Here is a 22245-nt window from a genome sequence, read left to right as displayed (position 1 = left end):
GTTCCCTCGGAGTTATTTCATGCCCTCGATCCTGCGTCCCGTCGTTCTGCTGTTTGGCTGCATGGTGGCCACCGCCGCCTGTTCTGACCCTGCGGCGCAGACCAATCCGCCGGCCTCGCGCAAGCCCGCAGCCGCCGCCCCGCAGACGCCCGCGCCCCTCCCTGTCGTTCCCGCCGCAGCCGCGCCAGCTCCGGCCGCGCCGTCGCCGATGGCCCAGGCCGTGAACGGCGCCGTCTTTGACACCGCGGTGACCACGCCCGAGGCCAAGAAGGCCTATCTGACCCGCGCCCAAGTGCTGCTCGACCGCGCCCACTTCTCGCCCGGCGTCATCGACGGCCAGGAAGGCTCGAACCTGACCAACGCCATCAGCGCCTTCCAGGAGGCCCACCGCTTGACCGTCGACGGCAAGCTGACTCCCGCCGTCTGGGACGCCCTGGTCGCCGACGCCGGCCCGGCCGTCACCGACTACGTCATCACCGCCGAGGACGCCGCCGGCCCGTTCCAGCCCGACATTCCCAAGGACGACTACGAGGCGATGGCCAAGCTGCCGGCCCTGTCCTACGGCACGCCGCTCGAAGCCCTGGCCGAGAAGTTCCACATGGACGAGCCGCTGCTGCAGGCCCTGAACCCCGGCGTCGACTTCAGCAAGGCCGGGACCACGATCATCGTCGCGGCGGTTGGCGCCGAAGGCCTGGACGGCAAGGTCACCCGCATCGAGATCGACAACGCCAGGGGCGTTCTCAAGGCCTATGCCGACGGCGACAAGCTGCTGGCGGTCTATCCGGCCACGGTCGGCAGCACCGAGCGTCCGGCCCCGGTGGGCGAATGGGCGGTCAACACCGTCGCCCCGCGACCGACCTACACCTACGACCCCTCGCGCCTGACCTTCGGCAAGGTTAAGGGCAAGCTGACCATCAAGGCAGGCCCGAACAATCCGGTGGGCTCAACCTGGATCGACCTGACCAAGGACACCTACGGCATCCACGGCACGCCCGATCCCAGGCTGGTCAACAAGCGCGCCTCGCACGGCTGCGTGCGCCTAGCGAACTGGGACGCGGCGGAACTGGGCAAGGCGGTGGTGAAGGGGGCGAAGGTGGTGTTCCACGGCAAGCCGGTGCGGTGATGCATTCGCGGCTGGGGACAGGCACATGTGCCTGTCCCTTTCAGCAGCCTACAGCGCCACCCTCAGCCCCAAGCGCACCATGCGCGGGGCGGCGAAGCCCGCCACGCCGCCCGCCGTTCGTGAGGTCTGGATGTTGGCGTCCAACAGGTTGTCGCCCGACACATAGGCTGTCACCAACGGCCGCACGCGCCATTCCAGGCGGGCGTCCAGCCGGTAGGCCGGATCGAGCACCCGACTGTTGAGGTCATCCTCGAACCGCTTGCCTTCGTAGGTCAGGTCGCTGGCCAAGGTCAGCTTGTCGGTCAGGACCGCCGACAGACCGGCCGTGGCGCTCCAGATCGGAGCCTGGGCCGGACGCTTGCCGGTCAGTTGCGGAGCGTCAGAGCCGCCGTCGAGGCGGGCGTCCGTGACCGACAGGGCCGAGGTCAGGGTCACGGAGCCGACCGTGCGCTCGGCCCTAGCCTCCAGGCCATAGGCGTCGATGGTCCCGGCGTTCTGGCGCTGGCGTAGCGTCCCGCCGCCCGGAATGAAGCCACCGACCGGGAAGGTCCCCGGCCCGACGCCGAGGGTGACATTGACGATCGGATCGTCGACCCGGTTCCAGAACACCGTGGCCTCGATCAGCCCCTGGCCGCCCTTGCGAGACAGGCCGGTTTCCAGCCCCATCAGTCGCTCGGGCTTCAGGCCGGCATTGGCCTCGGTCACGTCGTTGGCCACCCGGAATGGACGGTAGAGCTCGTTGAGATTAGCGGGCCGAAAGCCCGTGTAGGCCGCCAGGCGGGCCACGGTCTCGTCGCCGATCTGGCGCGTCACGCCCAGGCGACCGCTGACCACCTCGCCATCGCGGTCGGCGGGATGCTGGTCGAGCAGCACGGCGTCGGTCAGGCTGTTGCGCTCGATCCGGAAGCCGTCGGTGGTCTCCCAATGGTCCAGCCGCAGCCCGCCCGCCACCAGCCAGGGACCGCTCGACCACGAGCCGTCGCCATAGGTCCCGACCACCGAGGTCTTGCCACCGGTCACGCGATTGCGGGTATAGGCGCCGTTGGAGAAGCTATAGCGCTCGCGCTCCTCGCCGTCGTTCAGGCGTCCGTCGGCGCCGAGCTCCCATTCCAGTCCGCCGACCTTGCGACGCAGCGCGCCGTTCAGGCCCCAGCCGGTGGCCGGGGTCTTATCCTGGCTGTTGGCCGGCGTGGTGGTCGCCCGATTGGCCGCCACGGCGACCGAGGTGTTGAACAGGTCGCTGGTGCGCCGCCAGGCCTGCAGCCGCCAGCCCAGGGCTTGGCCGCGCGGAGCCTTGGCCAGGGTGGCGCTGAGCACATTGCCCGAGGCGTTGGCCCGCGCGCCCGCCAGGCCCGCCCCGCGATCCTCCTCGAAGAAACCGCCGCGCAGCGACAGAATGCCAAGGGCGGTGGCCATGTCGACACGGCCGGCGATGCTCTTGGCCTCCAGGTCGGTGCGTGTGTCGGCTGCCCCCTGGGCCTTGCCGCGCACCGGGACGTAGCCGTCCGACTTGTCATAGGAAGCCCCGCCAAAGAATTCGAACCGCCCCAGGGTCGAGACCGCCGCCGCCGAGGCGCGCTGGCTGCCCAGGTTTCCCACCGAGACGTCGCCGGCGATCCCGCTGTCGCGTTCGCGCAGCGCGATGACGCCGGTCAAGGCGCCGGCTCCGTAAGGTCCCGCCCCGGCCCCGCGCACGATGTCGATCCCGGCCAGCGACTCCGGCGCCAGCTGCGACCAGATTACCCAGCCACCGAACGGGTCATTCAGCGGCACGCCGTCCAGGGTGACCAGGGTCCGCCCCGCGCCCGACGGCGCGATGGCCCGCAGGCTGACGCCCTGAGTGGTCGGATTGGCCGACAGGCTGGATGTGCGCCGGAACAGCGAGACGCCTGGTGTATGGCTGACCGCCTCATCGACCCGCTGGCTCTTGGCCAGATCGGCTTCGCCGAGGTGAACGATTGAGAACGCGGCGTCGGCGGCGGATGGCGGCAGGCGGGCCGCCGTGACGACGACTTGCTCGACGGCGGGTGGCGTATCGACCGGCATATCACTCTCACACGATGAACAGCGTGTACCCGCTAAACCACTTTGCGTGGAGAAAGAACGGCGTCGGTCATCTCTTGTGCGCTTTCCGTCGCTTGCACAGCAAGACTGACCTTTATAGGCTGCAACCAAGGCGCGACACGACGCTCGGAGGCCAGGAACCCACCATGAAAGTCGACCGCCAGCCCCCGGTGCGCACGTCGCTGCAGCAAACCAACCACCCCTACATGACCGGCGCCTGGACGCCGCTGCACGAGGAGGTCGATGCGGTCGAGCTGGAGGTTCTGGAGGGCGCGATCCCGACCGACCTGGACGGCGTCTACCTGCGCAACACCGAAAACCCCGTGCACCAGCCGCTGGGCCGTTATCACCCGTTCGACGGCGACGGCATGGTTCACCAGATCGAGTTCCAGAACGGCCAGGCACGCTATCGCAACCGCTTCATCCGCACCCGCGGCTTCGAGGCCGAGCAGGAAGCCGGCGAGAGTCTCTGGGGCGGGCTGGCCGATGGACCTGGCACGTCGAAGCGCCCTGGTTTTGGCGCCCACGGCGGCCTGAAGGACACCGCCAGCACCGACATCGTCGTGCACGGGGGCGAGGCCATCGCCACCTTCTACCAGTGCGGCGAGGCCTATCGCCTGGACCCCCTGACCCTGGAGAATCTGGGCGTCGCCGGCTGGGCCCCGCTGGACGGCGTCTCGGCCCATGCCAAGGTCGACGAGGCGACAGGCGAGCTATTGTTCTTCAACTATTCCAAGTACCCGCCCTACATGCATTACGGGGTGGTCGACGCAAACGGCAAGCGCACCGTCTACCAGCCCATTGACCTGCCCGGTCCGCGCCTGCCGCACGACATGGCGTTTACGGCGAACTATTCGATCCTCAACGACCTGCCGGTGTTCTGGGACGCCAATCTGCTGGAGCGCGACATCCACGCGGTGCGCCTGCACAAGGGCCTGCCGTCACGGTTCGGCATCGTACCCCGTCACGGCGGCGCGGTTCGCTGGTTCGAGGCAGCCCCGACCTATGTGCTGCACTGGCTGAACGCCTATGAGGACGGCGACGAGATCGTGCTCGACGGCTATTTCCAGGAGAACCCGACACCGCGCCCGCTGGAGGACGCGCCAGAGGGTCATGGCCACCTGATGGCCTATCTCGACGAGCACAGCTTCCGACCCAAGCTGCACCGCTGGCGCTTCAACCTGGCCACCGGCGAGACCACCGAAGGTCACCTGGACGAGCGGATCCTGGAGTTTGGGATGTTTAATCAGGCCTATGCCGGCCGGCCCTATCGCTACGCCTATTCCACGACCGCCAAGCCGGGCTGGTTCCTGTTCAACGGCTTCGTCAAGCACGACCTCGAGACGGGCGAGAGCTGGTCACTGGCGCTGGGCCCCGGCCGCTACGCCAGCGAGGCCCCGTTCGCGCCGCGCGTCGGGGCGACGAGCGAGGATGACGGCTATCTGGTCAGCTTCATCATCGACGAGAATCGGGGGGCTTCGGAGTGCCTGATCGTCGACGCCAAGACGATGACGCCCGCGTGCCGCATCGCCTTGCCGCACAAGATCAGCAGCGGCACGCACGCGGTCTGGGCGGGGCGCGCTAGCCTAAACACTCTCCCAAAGGGAGAGGCACGGGCCAGTCGCGCAGCGATGGGAGGGTGAGGGGTTACGCCCTTCTCCGTATTCTGACCGAAGCCCTGCCGGCACGCCGTCCGGCATCTAAACCCCTCACGCTCCCAAGCTTCGCTTAGGCCCCTCCCTCTCCCTTTGGGAGAGGGTTTTAGCGTGACCCCCTCTTCGGAAACCACGGCACGAAGCCAGACGTCCGCGCCACATAGACCTCGTAGTCCGGCCGCTTGCGGCGCATGCGCCCCTCGACGGTCGGCACGCCGCTCCACCGGGTCAGCAGCACGGTGATCAGGATCGGGCCCGGCAGCGACCACGCCCCCAGCCCCGTTTCGGCGGCGACGAGGTAGAGGCCCCACCAGACGCAGGCGTCGCCGAAATAGTTGGGGTGTCGGGTGTAGCGCCACAGGCCGGTGTCCAGCACCTTGCCCGCGTTGGCCGGGTCGCCCTTGAAGCGCAGCAACTGCCAGTCGCCCAGGCTCTCGAAGCCGATGCCCACCACCGCCAGCACCGCGCCGGCGATGGCCAGGGGGCCGAGCGGCGAAGGGCTGAGTTGACCCAGTTGCACCGGAAGGGCCACGACGAACTGCAGCAGATATTGCAGCGAAAACACGATCAGCAGCGAGGCCTTGGCGAAGCTCCAGCCCCGCACGGTCTCGGCATGGTGCATCATGGTCACGTAGCGGCGGTCTGGTCCCTGCTTACGCCAGCGCCACAGTAGATAGCCACCCAGGCGCACGGCCCACAGGGTGCACAGGCCGGTCAGGAGCGCCCCGTGCGGCGTCACGCCGACCTGGGCCAGCGTGCTCCAGGCGATCAGCGCCATGCCCACGCCCCACCAGGCGTCGACGAAACTGACGTCCTTGAGCCGCAGGCCAATCAGCCACAGGCCGAGGAAAGCGGCGGCGGAGACGGCGGCGTTGATCAGGAAGAGGGTGAGCAGAGGCACGATTGAACTTTCAAATTGATGGTAGCTACGTCTGGCGGCTCAAGGAAGATCCTTCCCCCTCTGAGGGGAAAATCTACACCCCCACCAACAGGCTCACCGTTGTCGTGGTCGAGCCGCCGCCCGACGGGTTGATCGGCAGGCGGCCGCGCATGGTTATGGAGCCGTCCTCGATCGCCTTCCAGCTCTCGCCCGGCGCGGTCAAGCCGAGGTGGTCGATGGCCATGTATTGCGTGGCGGTGAAGCAGTCGTAGACCTCGATCGCATCCACCTGCGACAGGTCGGCGATCCCAGCGCGGACGTCTAAACCCCTCACCCTCCCAAGCTTCGCTTGGACCCCTCCCTCTCCCGGAGGGGAGCGGGCTGAGGGTCAAAGCCACAGCCCCGCCGCTGTCACGCCGTCGCCCCAGAAGCCTTCCGCCGGTCGCGTCAACCACCCGTCGGCCACTCGCGCGCCGCCGGGATAATCCTCCGCCAGCCACCAGGGTCCATCGAGATCCGCGAAGGCGCAGGACCCCGCCAGATGCAGCGCCGGCGCGATCGCCAGGGACGAGGCCACCATGCAGCCAACCATCAGGGTGAAGCCGTGGTTGCGGGCCTCCTCCAGCATCAGCAGCCCCTCGGTCAGTCCGCCAGCCTTGTCGAGCTTGAGGTTCACGGCGCCATAGCGACCCTTCAGAGCCGCCAAGTCCTCGGCGGTATGCACCGACTCGTCGGCGCAGATCGGATAGGGCGGATCATAGCCCTCCAACGCCATGTCTTCCCCGGCCGGAAGCGGTTGCTCGACCAGGGCGATATTCAGGTCCGACAGGATGGGTTTGAGCCCGTCGAGCGTGGCGAAATCCCAGCCTTCATTGGGGTCGACGATCAGGCGGGCGTGCGGGGCGGCCCGCGCCACGGCCAGCAGCCGCGCGGCCGGCTCGTCGGCCGACAGCTTGACCTTGATCAGCGGCGCGCTTGCCACCACCAGGGCGGCCGCGCCCATGGCCTCGACGGTGTCCAGACTGATGGTCACGGCGGTGATCAGGCGGTCGGGCACACGCAGAGCGGTCAAGGCCTCGACGCTCAGCCCCTCGCGTTTGGCTCGCAAGTCCCAGAGCGCGCAGTCCAGGGCGTTGCGGGCCGCGCCGGGCGTCAGCAGCGCGAGGGCCTCATGCGGCGCGGCGCCATCCCGCAGGGCCTGGACGGGTGGCTGCAGTTCGGCGATGACGCTCTCGACCGTTTCGTCGTAGCGGGCATAGGGAACGCACTCGCCGCGCCCGATCAGATCCCCTTCGACGACCTCGACCACCACCGTCTCGGCGGCGGTCTTGACCCCGCGCGAAATGCGGAACGGCGCCTTCAGGCGGTGGCTGACAGGGACGATCGAGACGGTGCGCTGCATGGCTCATCGATAAGCCAGTTTGGCGAGACTCTTCAACCGATCCGGCGCGGGATCGGCGAGTCGGCGCGGCGCTCGCGAAGCACCTGCATGGCCAACCGGGGATCCCATACGAACAGCACGACCCACACCAACAGCACGCCGGCATAGTTCAGCGCGCCCACGACGCCGCCGGGACGGCCCGGGCGAGTGAAGTTTACCGGACGGGTCTGGGGCTGGAAAAGGCTGGGCATGGGGATGTCGGTCATGGCGTTCTCCGTGGACACCGTGACCATCGCCGCCCGCTGCGTCAGATCCGGACGTGGCCGACGACGGTTTTCGCACCCATATGTCGCTTCCGGGCGTTAGCCCTGCCGAACGAGAGCCCGACGAATGAGCAAGCCGATCACCATCACCATTCCACATCAGCTCGGCGCCGCCGAGGCGCGTCGCCGCATCGAGGAGGGGTTTGGACAGTTGATCGGCCAGGCGGGCGGCGCGCTGAGGGACGTTCGGAAGACCTGGGACGGCGACACCCTGAACTTCTCGGCCCTGGCCATGGGTCAGACCATCTCGGGCGCGCTGTTCGTGATGGAGCAATCGGTGCGGATGGACATCGTCCTGCCCGGCCTGCTGGGCATGATCGCCAGCAAGATCACCGGTCAGGTCAAGAAGCAGGGCACGCTGCTGCTGGAGAAGAAGTAGCCTCTCGGCATTCGCCAAAATGAGCGTTGTTTAAGAGGTCTTCACCCGGCGCGCTGGCGCGTCCTTGGCCGGCGGGCGCTTGGCCGGACTGCGCTTGATACGCGGCGAGGCCTTGGACTTGGTCCGCTTCTCACGTTCTTCGCCAATCTTGTCCAAGCGCAACTGGGCCATCTCCGCATGCTCGGTGCAGCGGGCGTGCATGGCCTCCAGCTCCTTGTCGGTCAGCTTCTCGATGCCCATGAACTTGTTCTCTGCGGCTGAGGTCAGGATCAGTTCGTCAAGCTTGGTCTGAACGGCAGCTCCGTCGCGGTTCTGGGTGTTCTGGATCAGGAACACCATCAGGAAGGTGATGATGGTCGTGCCGGTGTTGATCACCAGCTGCCAAGTCTCGGAAAACTTGAAAAGCGGTCCGCTGGCGGCCCAGACCAGCACCATCAGCACGCAGATCAGAAAGGCCGGCGGGCTGCCGGTGATCTTGGCGGTGGCGTTGGCGAATTTGGCGAAAAGCTTGTCCATGGGCGCTCCCTTGGCGCCCTAACGCACAAGCTGGACAATTTGTTCTGCGGTTAGACAGGGTCGTCGCGAGCTTCCATGCGTTAGGGACGGGATGTTCGATCCTTATCTGTTATTCCTGCTGGGCCTGGGCGTTGTGGTGCTGCTGGTCGCCTGGCTGCCGATGGCGCTCAGCCGCCTGCCGCTGTCGCTGGCCATTCTTTGTGTCCTGATCGGGGTCGCGGTGTTCCACGGCGGCGTCGTGCCGTTCCGCTCCGATCCATTGCGCTTTTCCACCCTGACCGAACGCATGACCGAGATCGTGGTCATCGTCTCGCTGATGGGCGCGGGCCTGAAGATCGACCGGCGGATCGGCTTGAAGCGCTGGGCTTCTGCCTGGCGGCTGATCGCCATCACCATGCCGCTCAGTATCCTGGGCGTGACCCTGATGGGCATGCACGGCCTGGGTTTGGGCTTGGCCTCGGCCCTGCTGCTAGGCGCGGCCCTGGCGCCGACCGATCCGGTGCTGGCCTCGGATGTTCAGGTCGGACCGCCGATGGCCGGCGACCGGGGCGAGGCGCGGTTTTCTCTCACCGCCGAGGCCGGACTCAACGACGGCTTCGCCTTTCCCTTTGTCCATCTCGCCGTCGCCATCGCCCTGGCGGGCGGCGCGGCCAGTCAGGGTCTGCTGACCCATTGGCTGACCATCGACGTCCTGTGGCGGGTGGCGGCGGGCGTAAGCGTCGGCTGGGGCGTCGGCAAGCTGCTGGGCTGGGCCACCTTCAAGGCGCCGCACGCCCGGATGTCGGGTACGGGCGACGGTCTCGTGGCCCTCGGCGCGACCCTGGTGGCCTACGGCGTCACCGAGGCGGCGCACGGCTACGGCTTCCTGGCGGTGTTCGTCGCTGGCCTGGCCCTGCGCGAAACCGAGCGCGACCACGTCTTCCACGAAGCCATGCACGACTTCGCCGAACAGGTGGAGCGCCTGCTGATGATGTTGGTCCTGGTGCTGCTCGGTGGGGCGGTGGCCGGCGGTCTGCTGGACTCCCTGACCTGGAAAGAGATCGCCTTTGGTCTGGCCCTGGTGTTCGTCATTCGGCCCCTGGCCGGATGGATCGGCTTGATCGGCTCGCCCCACTCCCTCCGCGAACGGGCCCTCGTGGCGTTCTTTGGTATTCGAGGGATTGGTTCGCTCTACTACCTGGCCTATGGTCTCAATCACGGGCACTTCCAGCGGTGGGATCGCCTATGGGCAATCACCGGCTTCGTGGTGTTGTGTTCGATCCTGGTGCACGGCGTCACCGCCACGCCCTTGATGGCGCGGATCGACGCCTGGCGCGCGGCCAACAAACCCCGCTGAATGACCACAACCTCGACGGGATCGCGCTCGGCCTAAGGATGCGACAAAGCGTCACATCCGGAATATCGAAGAAACTCAAGGCGGTCGTTCATCGTATTCCTTCCGCCGGGGGAACGGGATCAAGATGCAGGCTAGCGCCGCCCATCAGGAGCAACGACGGCAGGACTCGCTCCTGGCGCTACTGGCGGTGTCGCTGGTGGCCAGCCAGGCCTTCAGCGACTTCCTGACCCGCGACGCCTTGGGCATCGCCGCGCTGTGGCCGTCGAACGCTCTGCTGACGGCGGGGTTTCTGGTTCTCAGCCGCCCCCGCAGGCTCATCCTCGCCGCGATCGCGCTGGTGGCCCATCTGGTCATCGACCTGTTGGTCGGCGACAGTGTTGGCCGCGCCGTCATCTATACCGTGGTCGACCTCGGCGAAGCCGTCTTGGCGTGGGTGGTGATCCGCCGGTTCTTCGGCGGTCCGCCGCGCGTGCGCACCATGCGACAGCTGGCCCTGCTGACCACCCTGACCGCTCCGGTGGCCTTGCTGATGTCAGCGGTCTGCGCGACGCTGCTGTTGATCTTCTATCGACAGCCGTTCCTGCCGGTGATGGGCGCCTGGTTCGTGTGCGGCGTGCTGGGCATGGCCATCGTGCTGCCCGGCGTGCTGGTGCTGATCGACGCCGAGCATCGCCGCACCTTTCAACGGGCGCCGCCGGAACAGCTGGGGCTGGCCGTGCTGATGGCAGGGCTTAGCGGCGCAGTTTTCTACGCCAAGGGCTTGCCCGCCCCGTTCCTGCTGTTCCCGGCCGCCGTGCTGACCGCTTTCCGCCTGGGTCCGCGCGGCGCGGCCCAGGCTTCGCTGATCGTCGCCTGCGTCGCCATTCCGCTCACCGTGAACGGCCTGTGGACCCAGCAGATCTCCACGGGCTGGTCCCACGCTCATCAGAACCGATTTGTCCAAGTGTTCGTCGGTGTGCTGTTCGTCACCAGCCTCGCCACCGGCCTGGCCCTGGCCCAGCAAGAGCGCCTGCGCCGTCTGCTGGTCCGTCGCGAACAATTGACCCGCGCCGCCCGCGCCCGCGCCCTGTCCGCCAACGAGGCCAAGACCGAATTCCTGGCCACGATGAGCCACGAAATCCGCACGCCGCTCAACAGCGTGCTCGGCTTCTCCCAACTCCTGGTCGAGCGCACGGACCTGCCGGCCGACGCGCGCCGCCAACTGGGTCTGATCGACACCGCCGGCAAGGCCCTGCTGACCGTGGTCAACGACATCCTCGACTTCTCGCGGGTCGAGGCCGGCCAGGTGGAGCTGCTGTTCCAGCCCACCTCGGCGGCGGCCGTGCTGCACGACGCGGTCGGCATTATCCGGCCCGAGGCCGAGAACAAGGGCCTGACCATCGAGGTCGAGGTGGTCGACCAGGTCGGCGGCCTGCATGACCTGGACGGCCTGCGCCTGCGTCAGGTGCTGCTGAACCTGCTAAACAACGCGGTGAAGTTCACCGAGGTCGGCCGGATCCGGGCCCGCCTGGCGATTGAGCCGGGCGAGATCGAGGATAGGCTGCGGTTCGAGATCGTCGACACCGGTGTTGGCATCGCCATCGAGCAGCAAGGGCGTCTGTTCCAGCGCTTCAGCCAAGTGGACGGCTCGGCCAGTCGCGCCTACGCAGGCGCCGGCCTTGGCCTGGCGATCAGCAAGGCCCTGGTCGAGTTAATGGGCGGCAGGATCGGCGTCGATACGGCCCTGGGTCACGGCTCGGCCTTCTGGCTGGAGCTCGGCGCGCCGCAGGTCGAAGCCTATGACCTCCCAGAGGCACAGCCAGCAGCCGAACCCGGCGCGGCGCGCATCCTGCTCGTCGATGACCACCCGATGAACCGCGAGATCGGCGCGGCGCTGCTAGCCCTGGTCGGCTGCCGGGTCGAGACCGCCGACAATGGCCAGCAAGCCGTGGCCATGGCCGCGCGCGGCGGCTACGACATCATCCTGATGGACATCCACATGCCAGAGATGGACGGCCTGGCCGCCACCCGGGCCATCCGCGCCCTCGACGGAGAGGCCGGGAAGATCCCGATCATCGCCATGAGCGCCGACGCCCTGCCCCAGCAGGTCGAGCGCTGCTATGCCGCCGGCATGGTCGACCACGTGGCCAAGCCCGTGCAGCGCGAGGTGCTGTACGCCAAGGTCAGTCGGTGGCTGGCGCGGAAGTAGGCATTCTTCCCCCTGTGGGGCAGGTGTCGGCGCAGCCGACGGAGGGGGCGTGATCGGCAGTTAGCCGGACTCGGATCGACGATCCCAAAGCTTTCCCCACCAGCCTTCGGCCGCCTCCCCCAGAGGGGAAGGAACTAGGCTTCCCTCTCACCGCCTCCCCCACTAACCTCCCCCCGCTATTCGGGGAGAAGAGCATGAACACCCTGCGCCTGGCCGCCCTGGCCCTCTGCGCCGTTTTGGCCGCCTGTTCGCCCGCCAAGCAGGCTGTGGAGACTCCCGGCCGCACGGCCTTGAAGCTGGCCACTGACTGGAAGGCTGAGGCTGAACTCGGCGGCTATTACCAAGCCCTGGCCACCGGCGAATACGCCAAGCGCGGGCTAGACGTGACCCTGATCCAAGGAGGTCCCGGCGTGAACGTGCCGCAGCTTCTGGCCGCCGGGGCGGTGGACGTGGGCGTCGGCTCCAACAGCTTCATCGTGCTGAACCTGGCCCAGCAGAACGTGCCGGTCAAAGCGGTCGCCGCCTTCATGGACAAGGATCCCCAGGTCCTGATCGCCCACCCCGGCCAGGGCGTGAACAGCATCGCCGACATGAAGGGCCGGCCGATCCTGCTGTCGGACGCCTCCAAGACCGCCTTTTGGGTGTGGCTGAAGGCCAAGCACGGCTTCACCGACGACCAGGTCCACAGCTACAACTATTCGGCCGCGCCGTTCCTGGCCGACAAGCGGGTGATCCAGCAGGGCTATGTCACCTCCGAGCCCTACCTCATCGAGAGGGAGGGCAAGCTGAAGCCGGCGGTATTCCTGCTGGCCGACGACGGTTACCCCTCATACGCCTCGATGGCGCTCGTCCCCGACGCCCTGATCGCCAAGAACCCCGCGGCGGTGAAAGCCTTCGTCGAGGCCACGGCTGCGGGCTGGACGTCTTACGTCTATGGCGACGCCAAGCCGGGCGACGCCCTGATCCTCAAGGACAATCCGGAAATGACCCAGGACGTCCTCGACCAGGCGCGCGACAAGATGCGGTCCTACAGCGTGGTGCCCCGCACCGGCGTGGGCGCTATGACCGACGCGCGCTGGGCGGCGTTCTTCGCGGCAACCTCTGGCCAGGGCGTCTATCCTAAGGGCATGGACTACAAGCGGGCCTATTCGCTGGACTACCTGCCGAAGTGATCGCGGCCCTGCAACAGGTCGAGGTGGATTACCCCGGTCGCGGGCGCGCCCTGGGTCCCATAGACCTGACCCTGAACGCCGGAGAAATCGTCGCCCTCGTCGGCCCGTCGGGTTGCGGAAAGTCCACGGCGCTGCGTCTGCTGGCGGGGCTGGAGTCGCCGACGCGGGGTACGGTGACCCGCGCCGCCGGTCGGGGCGAGACCTCGGTGGTGTTCCAGGCCCCGACCCTGGCCCCGTGGATGAGCACGGCGGCCAATGTCGCCCTGCCGCTCGAACTGGCTGGAACGCCAAGGCGGCAGGCTCGGGAGCAGGCTGTCGCGGCCCTGGCCAGGGTGGGCCTCAAGGACGCCGAGACCGCCCGCCCCGCCCAGCTGTCGGGCGGCATGGCCATGCGCGCCGCCCTGGCGCGCGCCCTGGTCACCAGCCCGCGCTTGCTGCTGCTGGACGAACCTTTCGCGGCCCTCGACGAGATCACCCGGCGGGCCTTGGCTGATGATGTTCTGGACCTGGTCGAGGCCCTGGCGCCCGCTGTGGTCTTCGTCACTCACAATGTGGAGGAGGCCGTCTATATGGCCCGGCGGGTCGTCGTGATGAGCCCCGGTCCGGGCCGCATCGCGGGCGAGGTGGCGGTCGAGGGGCCTGTCGTCCGGCCGCCCGGCTTTCGGACGACAGCAGCGTTCCGCGAGACGGCGGAGGCGGTGTCAGGCTTGCTGGCGCGCGGTGTCGAGGCGGCGGCATGACCGCCGCTCAACAGGCCCTGCCCCTGTGGGGGGGGCGGCGCGAAAGCGCCGGTGGGGGGAGCAGACCCGCCTCGACCGACTCCCCCCTCCGTCGGCTTCGCCGACACCTCCCCCACGGGAGGCGGACTTGGTAATGAAGCTCCTCGCCCCCCTTGCCCTGATCATCCTTCTCCTGGCCGCCTGGGAGCTAAGCTGTCGCGTCCTCAACGTGCCGGTCTACCTCCTGCCCGCGCCCTCGGCGATCGGCGCCGCCCTGGCCCAGGGTTGGCCGCTGCTGCTGTCCAGCGCCTGGGGGACCTTGTCGACCGCCCTGATCGGCCTGGCCCTGGCCAGCCTGCTCGCCTGCGGCCTGGCCCTGCTGGTCAGTCTCAATCCCGTGCTGGAGGACGCTATACGGCCCGTGGCCGTCATACTGCAGGTCACGCCGCTCCTGGCCCTTGGACCTTTGATGACCATCTGGGCTGGGATAGACCATCCGCAGCGCGCGGTCACAGCCCTGGCCGCCGTGGCCGCTTTCTTCCCGATCTTCTCGGGCGCCCTGACCGGCCTCAAGTCCGTAGATCCAGATCTGGCCAGGTTATTCGACCTCTATGGCGCGGGACCCGTCCAGCGTCTGTGGCGGTTGCGCCTGCCCTCGGCGGTCCCGGCCTTGCTGGAGGGCCACAAGGTGGCTGCCGGCCTGGCTGTTGTCGGAGCCGTGGTCGCCGAGTTTGTCGCAGGCTCCGGCGGCGTCCAGGGCCTGGCCTGGCGGTTGCTAGAGGCGTCCTACCGCCTGCAGACCGCGCGTATGTTCGCCGCCCTGGCCGTGCTGGCTGTGCTCGGCGTGGCGCTGCACGGCGTGATGGCGCTGGTGGAACGCCGCCTGCTGGCCTGGTGGTGGGGTCGCTGACCCGAGCCTGGCGCGGCCCAGGGTCACGGCGCGCGAATTCGCGTCGCCGTTAGGCCCGGATTAAGTCGGGATGCTTATGGATCAAGGGGACCCTGCTCGTTTCCGGACCGGTTCATGCGCCTTGTTGTCCTCCTGCCCGTGCTGATCAGCGTCGCCGCCCCGGCGTACGCCGAAGGCGCGCGCGAGAGCCGCTATGGTCCCAGCAGCCCCCGCCAGACCACCGCCGCCGTCGCCGTGACCGCCGCCGCGGCGACCGCGCGCTATGACGGACCCATGCTGGGTTGGGCCAACAAGCGTCAGGCGGCCGCCTTCGTCTCGACGTCAGCCACACCGGCGCCGGTCGCCGCATCGACCAATTACCAGCCCGCTCGCGCCCCGGCCACGCCAAGGCCGGCAGCCTTCACACCACCGGCCGCGCCGCTGCCGACCAGCCTCTACGCCCCGCCGACCCCGCCCGCGTCGCCGCCGCCGCCAGCCGCCCGGCAGGTCGCCGCCGTGAACACGGCCGGAACAGGTGCGCGCTTCTACTCCGTGGGCCGTGAATACGGCCTGACGCCCGACGCCATCCCGCCCCTGGGCCCTGACAGCCGCGTGCTGATCACCGCCAGCGAACCGACGCCCGAAGCCAGAGACGCCGCGCCCCGCCATGGCTCGGCCGATTGGCTGGCGGCCGGCGTGAATGGCGACGACGAAGATGACAACGGCGACAGCCGCAAGACCCGGAAATTCCAGTGATCCAGTCGCGTCTGCACGACCTCATCGCCCTGGCCGACGAGCCGTCCAGCGAGCGCCGCCGCGACCTGCTGCGTGGGGTCACCGACCTGTTCTTCGCCAGCGAGAGCCACGACGATGTGGAGATGGGCCTGTTCGACGACGTCATGGGCCAGTTGGCCGGCGAGATGGAAGAGGCCGTCAAGATTGAGCTGGCCGAGCGGCTCGGCACGGTGGCGAAAGCGCCGCCGACCCTGACCCGGGCCCTGGTCAGCGACACCATCGCCGTCGCCCGCCCGATCCTGCAAGGCGCCCCGCAGCTTACCGAGGCCGATCTGCTGCACGTGGCCCGCACCCAGGGCCAGGACCATCTGCGCGCCATCTCCCAGCGCCTCGCCGTGCCCATGGTCGTCTCGGACGCCATCGTGGCGCGCGGCGACGACACCACTTTGAGCGTGCTTCTGCGCAATGAAGGCGCGGTGCTGTCGCGCAAAGCCCACGAGACGGCCATCGACCGCGCGACCGCCAATCCCGAGTTGCACGAGGCGGTGATCGATCGCCAGGCCCTGCCCATCGACCTGCTCAACGAGATGTATTTCGTGGCGGAGGCGCGCCTGCGCGACCGGATCATGGAGCGCAACGCCAATGTCGATCCGATCGCCCTCGACGCGGCCCTGAAAGCCGGCCGCAACCGCGTGGCCGAACGTGACGGCGCCCTGCCGCCCGACTATGCTGCGGCGGTCGAGGAGATCAGCGCGATGAAGGCTCGCGGCGGCGTCACGCCGCCGGTCTTGGCCGGCATGCTGCGGGCCAAGAAGACCACCTTGTTTCTGGTCGCCCTCGCCGAGATGGCCGACATCGACTTCCACACCGCGCGCAAGATCATCGAGCGCCGCGAGCTCGACGGCCTGGCGGTGGTCTGCAAGGCGGCCGATTTTGATCGCGCCCTGTTCCTCACCTTCGCCCTGCTGATCCTTGATCCCAACGACAACGCCATGGACAAGGCCAAGGCCTATGGCGAGCTCTACGCCGCCCTGCCCCGCGATGCGGCCCTGCGCACCATCCGCTTCTGGCGCATGCGTCGCACCACGGGCGACGTGGCGGCGGCCTAAGGCTCGCGCCTGATCCCGACCACTGGAGGCGCGGAAACCAGACCGAGCCCCGTTTGGCGTCGCGTTGATCCGGCCACGGGCGGAACTCGCTCGGCAGGCGATCGTTTGAAGTCCATCGAGGGGCCTTCCTCCGGAGCGCCCTTGTGGAACAGTCAAAGAAACGCGCGACCCTGGTCGCCTGCGTCGCCGTGGCCGGGACCATGACGGCCGCCGCCATCGCCGCCCTGGCGTGGCCAGCCCTGACGCGACCGGAGCCGCCCACGGAGGCGGCGGCGGGAGCGGACGGGATCAGTATCCATTTGGTCCAACCGCCGAAAGCGGCGGTCGCGCGGACCGGCCTCCTGGATGTTGGCCTTTCCGACGCCGCCCTGGCCATGACCAAGGGCCGGCAGGCGTTGACCGACACCTTCGCCCCCGCTGCAGATTCGCCGCCGCCGAGGCCGGTGATGGGGCCCGCGCCTCCCCGGGTCATCCCCGTCGAGCGCGACGACGAGGAGGTTGGTCTCCCCCAGACGGAGCCTGACCGTCGTGATGATCGGTGGGAGCGCGAGCGCTGGGCGCGCGATGACGCCCGGGAGGCGCAACGCGCCCGCTGGGAACGTGAGCGCATGGCCGAGGACGACCGCCGCGAACGGGCCGCGCTGGAGCAGGAGCGGCTGGAGCAGCGTCGTTGGCGCGATGACCGCGAGGACGATCGCTACGCCCCGCCGCCGCGCGGCGACGACCCGCCGCCCGGCGAGCCCTGGTAGGCCAGTCTAGCGAATACGGATGCGGACCGGGACTTCAATGAATGAGCCAGCACGGCTCTTGCCGTCGGGGCCCATCAGCTCGACCTGGAACTGCGAGGCCATCGACAGGGCGGCTTGACCGACGCCCAGTTCGGCCGGGGTCTCGCTCTGCACCGAGCAGGCGGTCAGGCCGCCATCGCGCTTGACCATGCAGCTGAGGATCGCTTCGGCGACCCGAGGCGTAGTGTCCCGGATCTGGGTCATGGCGGGTTGAGCCGAGGTGGTCGGCGCGGGAGCGATGGAAACGGCGGCGGCGGCGAGCAACGAAGCGATCACTGGGTCTTCCCTACTGGCTTGGGTCCAGGCCCCGTCGGAGCTGGCCGGTTTCATTCTGGGTCAGGCGGGGTGCGCCTGTTTCACGCGTTGCAACCCTTGAGCCGCCAACTCGGTTAGCGACCGCAGGCCCAGTTCGGCGAACACGTCAAAGGCGCTGGCCAAGGCCATGGCGGCCCGATCCAGGCGGCCATCGTCGCGACCGGTGATCTCGACTCGCGCCTCGTAGAGCCGGGCCAGATTCATCTGGGCCACGGCCCAGGCGGCCGGATCGCGCGCGCCTGGCGCGGCGGTAAGCTCGGCCTTGAAGGCCATCTCGGCGGCGTCGAGCACGGCCAGGTCGGCGGTCAGCTCGGCGCAGCGGGCCAGGCTGAGGGCTCGGTTGTTGGCGACCACGGCGCGCAGGGCCAGGGCCGGCTGGGTCTTGAGAATGTGCGAGGCGCGGTCGTAGCAGGTGACGGCGCGTTCGAAACAGCGCTCCGAGGTCGTCGCCTCGCCCATGGCTTGCAGGCCGGCCCCCAGCGCGGCCTGGGCGCGGGCCCAGTCCATGGGGCTGTGGTCGGCGGTGACCGGCTCCAACGCCTGGGCCAGGGCCTCGACGCCGTCGGCGATGTGGTTGATCTCGCCGTCCAGTTCGCCCAGTTGCACCAGCGCCGTGCCGCGCAGCGACTCGAGCCGCGACCAGGCCAGGGGCTCGAAGTCCGGGTCTAGCGCCGCCTCGGCGGCCTTGGCCTCGTTCAGCGCGACCTCGGTCAAGGCGCGGTCCTTCAGGCGGGCGGCGCACGACAGCAAAAGCTCGACGCGCGCGGCGCGCTGGTCGGCCAGCAGCAGGCGCGAAGCCCCGCCCTTGACCCGACGCGCGGCCGACAGGCCTCGTAGCGGCGATTCAAAAGCTTGGGCCGCAGCCAGGGCGCGGTCGATATCGTTCTCGGCCAAGGCGACGCGGCCTTCCAGCCCGGCCATCAGGGCCTCAGCCATGGCGCAGCGATGGCCTGGCGCGGTCTTGGCCAGGGTCAGGGTGGCGCCGGCGGCGGCGTGCAGACCCTCATCGCCGAACATGTCGGCGCCCAGAACCGCCAGGGTCGCCTGCTCGCAGCGCGCGGCGGCCAGGCAGTCGGCGCGGCGTTCGGTCTCGAAGATTTTGGCGGCGGCTTCGGCCTGCGCCGCGCCCTTGCGCAAGGCGGCGGCGTCGCCGGAGCGGCGGGCCAGTTCGCGCCAGACCGTGGCGGCTTCCAGCAGGCGGCGGCCGCGATCCTTGGCGCCGATGCGGCCGGCGGCCACGTCGGCCGACCGGGCCTCGTTAACCAGCAGTCGCAGGTCTAGCAACTCCAGCAGCGAGGTGTCGCCGCCGGTCAGTCCGTCCCGATGGGCGGCGGCCCTGGCGGGGGCGCCGGCGTCGACTCCGAAGAGTCTTTTCAAATCACGACCAAACTCAAACATCGCTGCGTACTCCGCACACGGAACGTCCCACGCCGGGACGTCCGGCAAGGGTTCAACGCATCAGTAGCAAAGCCGGAGCCATCGCGTTTAACAAGTCGTTAACCGATCCTAAGATGGCGTTAACCATAAATATTTGGGACTCGTTTACGCTTCGTTCCTCAAAGCCAACAAAAGCGTTGCTTCCGCCCCGATATGGCACATTTCTTGCTTACCGGTTCTTGACGGGACGGCGAAAAAGCCATCCGCGTTAGAACTCTGTTCATCGACCTGAAGATGACGTTAACCAAGGTTTTTAAGGCCTGGTTTACTTTCTGTTCCGGCGAAGCTGTCTTCAGCCCGTTCGTCACCCGCCTCTGGCCACGTCGGGGCGACGGCCCTAGACAGGCGCCATGACCGCCGTGACCCTCTGGACCGCCGCCCTGTGCAAACCCGACCCCGGCTATGGCGGCTGGGCTTACGTGCGGCGCAACGCCGACGGGACCCTGGCCGGCGCGGCTGGCGGTGAGCGTCGCGTCACCGGCCCGCGCATGGTTCTGACCGGCCTGATCGAAGCCCTGACCGCCCTGGCCGACCTGCCGGCGCAGACGGCCGTGAAGCTCTATGTCGCCGAGCCCTCCCTGGCCGCCGAGTTGGCCGCGACCGACGGCGCCTGCGCCCTGGCCGACCCCGAAGCCTGGGCCGCCGCCCGCAAGCTGCTGGCCGCCCGTCCGGTGCTGACCCTGACGCCGCTCACCGACGCCGCGCCCGCCGCCGGCTTCCTCAAGGCTTGGGCCGATTTCGGCCTCGACACCGCCAAGACCCGGGGCAGCTTCAAGGCCGCGATCCCGAAGCCGAACCTGCTGAAGTTCCCCCGCTAGAGCATTTCCCGACCTGACTGCGTCAGGCCGTGAGCTCTAATCTTCTGTTTTGACGCATTTTTCTTCACGCGAACCGCAACCACTTCGCTCGAAAAATGCTCTAGCGCCCCGCCACGATCAGGTCGGCCGTCGCCACGTTGCAGGCCAGTGGCACCTCGGCCAGGGTCGCCATGCGGATCAGCGCCTTGACGTCGACATCGTGCGGCTGGGGCGACAGCGGGTCGACGAAGAACACCAGCATGTCCAGCAGGCCCACGGCCAACAGCGCGCCCAGTTGCTGGTCGCCGCCCAGCGGTCCGCTCTTCAGCCGGGTCAGGTCCAGGTCCGGCAAGGCCTCGAGGATCCGGCCGCCGGTGGTCCCGGTGGCGTAGAGCTTGTGCTGGCTCAAAAAGCCCCGGTGCGCCACGGCCCACGCGACCAGGGCGGTCTTTTTGTCGTCGTGGGCGACGAGGCCGACGGCGAAGGGGCGGTTGGGCATGGGCGGCTCCGGACACCAAGGGGGACGCACTCATTTCGCGCCCTCGCCCGAATGACAAGAGCGTCCTGGCGTCGGCGCTGACGATCCCCCGAGCAGGGATGCTCCCGCCGCGAGCAGGATATCGCTTCGGCGGCGCGGCTCCAGACGAGACCTTGCGCGTCCCTCAAGAGCGGCGTGTCCTGCCAAGGTCGGGCCGGCAAGACCCGCGCCAAGGAGACGGGAACGAACATGGACATGCAAAATTCTGACACAAAGGCTCTGGGCCGCCGGTCGTTCCTGCGCGCCGCCGCGCTGGTCGCCGCGACGCCGATCCTGACCGAGGCCAGCCTGGCTCGCGCCGCCCAGACCACCGCCGCCCCGCCGTCCGGCATGGCCCTGCACGGCCAGGGCCCCAGCGTTCCGCCGCCCGGTTCGGTGCTGATCAACGCCAACGAAAACCCGCTGGGCCCGTCCAAGGCCGCCTGCGACGCCATCGCCCGCGTGGCCCCTTTGGGCGGCCGCTACGACCTCAATGGCGAGACCGAGATGCTGGCCATGACCTTCGCGGCCCAGAACGGGCTGAAGGTCGAGAACATCGCCGTCTATGCAGGCTCCTCCGAGCCGCTGCACTACAGCGTGCTGGCCTTCACCTCGCCGACCCGCAGCTTCGTCACCGCCGATCCGTCCTATGAGGCGGGCATGTATGCGGCGATGACCAGCAAGGCCAAGATCGTCAAGGTGCCGCTGGCCGCCGACTATGGCCACGACGTCAAGGCCATGGTCGCCGCCGATCCGGCCGCCGGGGTGATCTATATCTGCAACCCCAACAACCCGACCGGCACGACCACCACCAAGCAGGACATCGCCTGGGCGCTGGACCACAAGCCCGCCGGCTCGATCCTGCTGGTCGACGAGGCCTATATCCACCTGTCGGACGCCCAGGACACGCTGGACCTGGTGGCGGCCGGCAAGGACCTGATAGTGCTGCGGACCTTTTCGAAGATCTATGGCATGGCCGGCATCCGCTGCGGTTTCGCGGTGGCTCGGCCCGACCTGCTGGCCAAGCTGGCGCCGTTCGGCCAGAACGCCATGCCGATCACCGGCTCGGCCGCCGCTCGCGCCTCGTTGGAGGACAAGGGCCTGGTCGCCGAGCGCAAGACGATCATCGGCGACACCCGCCGCGACACCCTGGCCTGGCTGAAGGCCAACGATTACAGAGTGATCGGTGCGCCCGAGACCAACTGCTTCATGATCGACACTGGCCGCGACGGCAAGGGCGTGATCGCGGCGATGAAGGCCAAGGGCGTCTATATCGGCCGCACCTGGCCGATCTGGCCGAACGCCGTGCGGATCTCGGTGGGGACGCCCGCCGAGATGGCGGCGTTCAAGACGGCGTTCAAGGCAGTGATGGCGAGCCCGGCGGTGGCGATGGAGGGCCATGACGCCGGCGGCCATAGCGCGGACCTGGGCCATTACCCGACCGCTTAGCGCCGCTGCGAGCTGGCGACCGAGCCGGGGTGAAAATCCTCCCCCCGTGGGGGAGGTGGTCGCGCAGCGACCGGTGGGGGGAGTTTTGGGGTCTTCGATCGCAGGTCTAGCCGGCATCCGATCACTCCCCCCACCGTCGGCTTCGCCGACACCTCCCCCACGGGGGAAGGACTTGAGACACACGGCGTCGCCGTCTCACGCGGACGGCCGCTGAGAAGGTGAGGAGGCGCGGAGCGGCCGGGCCAAGCCCGGATGACCGTGGGTTTAGTGTTTGCGTTTCGGCGTGGACCGACCGCTCCGCGAAACCGTTTGTCTCGAGGGACGGCGATTGAGGGCTTGTTTCATCCCGATCGACGTTCCCCCTCGGACGGGCAGGATCAAAGTCGCCCGGAAGGGGCCGTCAGCGACTCCGACAGATCCTGGAACAGACCGGTTTGACTCCCGGCCCCGTCGACCCGCGCAGATCCCGGCGA

At 68.5% G+C, this 22245-nt stretch carries 21 protein-coding genes and 1 pseudogene; 13 read left to right on the top strand and 9 right to left on the bottom strand.

What is annotated here, in order from left to right:
* Window positions 1-19 precede the first annotated feature (19 nt).
* Window positions 20-1123 (top strand): L,D-transpeptidase family protein, encoded by a 1104-nt coding sequence (locus ACP696_RS19080; RefSeq protein WP_426014124.1) that lies wholly within the window; start codon window positions 20-22, stop codon window positions 1121-1123.
* 48 nt (window positions 1124-1171) lie between these two features.
* On the opposite strand, the gene ACP696_RS19075 is transcribed toward ACP696_RS19080, so the two are convergent.
* Window positions 1172-3169, bottom strand: a complete 1998-nt coding sequence (locus ACP696_RS19075; RefSeq protein WP_426014126.1) for a TonB-dependent receptor — start codon at window positions 3167-3169, stop codon at window positions 1172-1174.
* 164 nt (window positions 3170-3333) lie between these two features.
* On the opposite strand from ACP696_RS19075, the gene ACP696_RS19070 reads away from it, so the two are divergent.
* Window positions 3334-4830: a carotenoid oxygenase family protein gene (locus ACP696_RS19070; RefSeq protein ID WP_426014128.1), complete on the top strand. Its 1497-nt coding sequence runs from the start codon at window positions 3334-3336 to the stop codon at window positions 4828-4830.
* A 118-nt stretch (window positions 4831-4948) separates the two neighbouring features.
* Here the strand turns inward: ACP696_RS19070 and ACP696_RS19065 are convergent, their stop codons facing one another.
* From ACP696_RS19065 to didA, 4 genes and pseudogenes are all read right to left on the bottom strand, one after another.
* Window positions 4949-5743, bottom strand: coding sequence for a DUF1295 domain-containing protein (locus tag ACP696_RS19065; protein WP_426014130.1), 795 nt, complete (start codon window positions 5741-5743; stop codon window positions 4949-4951).
* 73 nt (window positions 5744-5816) lie between these two features.
* Window positions 5817-6038: pseudogene (locus tag ACP696_RS19060) on the bottom strand (thiolase C-terminal domain-containing protein); the annotation flags it as partial.
* Window positions 6039-6110: 72 nt separating this feature from the next.
* The gene (gene dgcA, locus ACP696_RS19055) at window positions 6111-7124 is read right to left on the bottom strand and encodes an N-acetyl-D-Glu racemase DgcA (RefSeq protein WP_426044177.1); all 1014 of its coding nucleotides are present in this window, start codon (window positions 7122-7124) and stop codon (window positions 6111-6113) included.
* A 32-nt stretch (window positions 7125-7156) separates the two neighbouring features.
* Window positions 7157-7369, bottom strand: a complete 213-nt coding sequence (gene didA, locus ACP696_RS19050) for a DNA damage-induced SOS-independent cell division inhibitor A (protein ID WP_426044176.1) — start codon at window positions 7367-7369, stop codon at window positions 7157-7159.
* A gap of 124 nt (window positions 7370-7493) precedes the next feature.
* Here didA and ACP696_RS19045 point away from each other — a divergent pair, with 124 nt between their 5' ends.
* Complete coding sequence (locus ACP696_RS19045; RefSeq protein WP_426044175.1) at window positions 7494-7805, top strand: polyhydroxyalkanoic acid system family protein; 312 nt, start codon at window positions 7494-7496, stop codon at window positions 7803-7805.
* Between the two features lie 30 nt (window positions 7806-7835).
* Here ACP696_RS19045 and ACP696_RS19040 read toward each other — a convergent pair whose 3' ends face one another.
* On the bottom strand, window positions 7836-8321 hold the full coding sequence (locus ACP696_RS19040; protein ID WP_426044174.1) for a low affinity iron permease family protein: 486 nt from the start codon (window positions 8319-8321) through the stop codon (window positions 7836-7838).
* 91 nt (window positions 8322-8412) lie between these two features.
* Here ACP696_RS19040 and ACP696_RS19035 point away from each other — a divergent pair, with 91 nt between their 5' ends.
* The 8 genes from ACP696_RS19035 to ACP696_RS19000 all read left to right on the top strand — a co-directional run bounded on the left by ACP696_RS19035 (window position 8413) and on the right by ACP696_RS19000 (window position 17218).
* Window positions 8413-9657: a cation:proton antiporter gene (locus tag ACP696_RS19035; protein ID WP_426014140.1), complete on the top strand. Its 1245-nt coding sequence runs from the start codon at window positions 8413-8415 to the stop codon at window positions 9655-9657.
* A gap of 124 nt (window positions 9658-9781) precedes the next feature.
* Window positions 9782-11845, top strand: a complete 2064-nt coding sequence (locus ACP696_RS19030) for a response regulator (RefSeq protein WP_426031968.1) — start codon at window positions 9782-9784, stop codon at window positions 11843-11845.
* A 194-nt stretch (window positions 11846-12039) separates the two neighbouring features.
* On the top strand, window positions 12040-13017 hold the full coding sequence (locus ACP696_RS19025) for an ABC transporter substrate-binding protein (RefSeq protein WP_426014142.1): 978 nt from the start codon (window positions 12040-12042) through the stop codon (window positions 13015-13017).
* The gene (locus tag ACP696_RS19020; RefSeq protein WP_426031964.1) at window positions 13014-13757 is read left to right on the top strand and encodes an ABC transporter ATP-binding protein; all 744 of its coding nucleotides are present in this window, start codon (window positions 13014-13016) and stop codon (window positions 13755-13757) included. Before ACP696_RS19025 ends, ACP696_RS19020 begins: the two co-directional genes overlap by 4 nt.
* 133 nt (window positions 13758-13890) lie before the next feature.
* The gene (locus tag ACP696_RS19015) at window positions 13891-14646 is read left to right on the top strand and encodes an ABC transporter permease (RefSeq protein ID WP_426014145.1); all 756 of its coding nucleotides are present in this window, start codon (window positions 13891-13893) and stop codon (window positions 14644-14646) included.
* A 114-nt stretch (window positions 14647-14760) separates the two neighbouring features.
* Complete coding sequence (locus ACP696_RS19010; protein WP_426014147.1) at window positions 14761-15381, top strand: hypothetical protein; 621 nt, start codon at window positions 14761-14763, stop codon at window positions 15379-15381.
* Window positions 15381-16469: a DUF2336 domain-containing protein gene (locus ACP696_RS19005; protein WP_426014246.1), complete on the top strand. Its 1089-nt coding sequence runs from the start codon at window positions 15381-15383 to the stop codon at window positions 16467-16469. The genes ACP696_RS19010 and ACP696_RS19005 overlap by 1 nt, the downstream gene beginning before the upstream one ends.
* A gap of 143 nt (window positions 16470-16612) precedes the next feature.
* Window positions 16613-17218: a hypothetical protein gene (locus ACP696_RS19000; RefSeq protein WP_426044173.1), complete on the top strand. Its 606-nt coding sequence runs from the start codon at window positions 16613-16615 to the stop codon at window positions 17216-17218.
* A gap of 6 nt (window positions 17219-17224) precedes the next feature.
* Here the strand turns inward: ACP696_RS19000 and ACP696_RS18995 are convergent, their stop codons facing one another.
* A complete protein-coding gene (locus tag ACP696_RS18995) occupies window positions 17225-17533 on the bottom strand; it encodes a hypothetical protein (protein ID WP_426014149.1) in 309 nt (102 codons plus the stop codon).
* 60 nt (window positions 17534-17593) lie between these two features.
* Complete coding sequence (locus ACP696_RS18990) at window positions 17594-18970, bottom strand: hypothetical protein (protein WP_426014151.1); 1377 nt, start codon at window positions 18968-18970, stop codon at window positions 17594-17596.
* Between the two features lie 389 nt (window positions 18971-19359).
* Here ACP696_RS18990 and ACP696_RS18985 point away from each other — a divergent pair, with 389 nt between their 5' ends.
* Window positions 19360-19827, top strand: coding sequence for a ribonuclease H (locus tag ACP696_RS18985; RefSeq protein ID WP_426014152.1), 468 nt, complete (start codon window positions 19360-19362; stop codon window positions 19825-19827).
* A gap of 100 nt (window positions 19828-19927) precedes the next feature.
* Here ACP696_RS18985 and ACP696_RS18980 read toward each other — a convergent pair whose 3' ends face one another.
* The gene (locus tag ACP696_RS18980; protein WP_426014155.1) at window positions 19928-20305 is read right to left on the bottom strand and encodes a methylglyoxal synthase; all 378 of its coding nucleotides are present in this window, start codon (window positions 20303-20305) and stop codon (window positions 19928-19930) included.
* A 234-nt stretch (window positions 20306-20539) separates the two neighbouring features.
* Between ACP696_RS18980 and ACP696_RS18975 the strand changes: the two genes are divergently transcribed.
* A complete protein-coding gene (locus ACP696_RS18975; protein WP_426044172.1) occupies window positions 20540-21772 on the top strand; it encodes a pyridoxal phosphate-dependent aminotransferase in 1233 nt (410 codons plus the stop codon).
* Window positions 21773-22245 lie beyond the last annotated feature (473 nt).

It is taken from the genome of Caulobacter sp. DWR3-1-2, from assembly GCF_049896225.1.
GTDB lineage: Bacteria > Pseudomonadota > Alphaproteobacteria > Caulobacterales > Caulobacteraceae > Caulobacter.
This window is presented reverse-complemented; position numbering and strand designations above follow the sequence as displayed.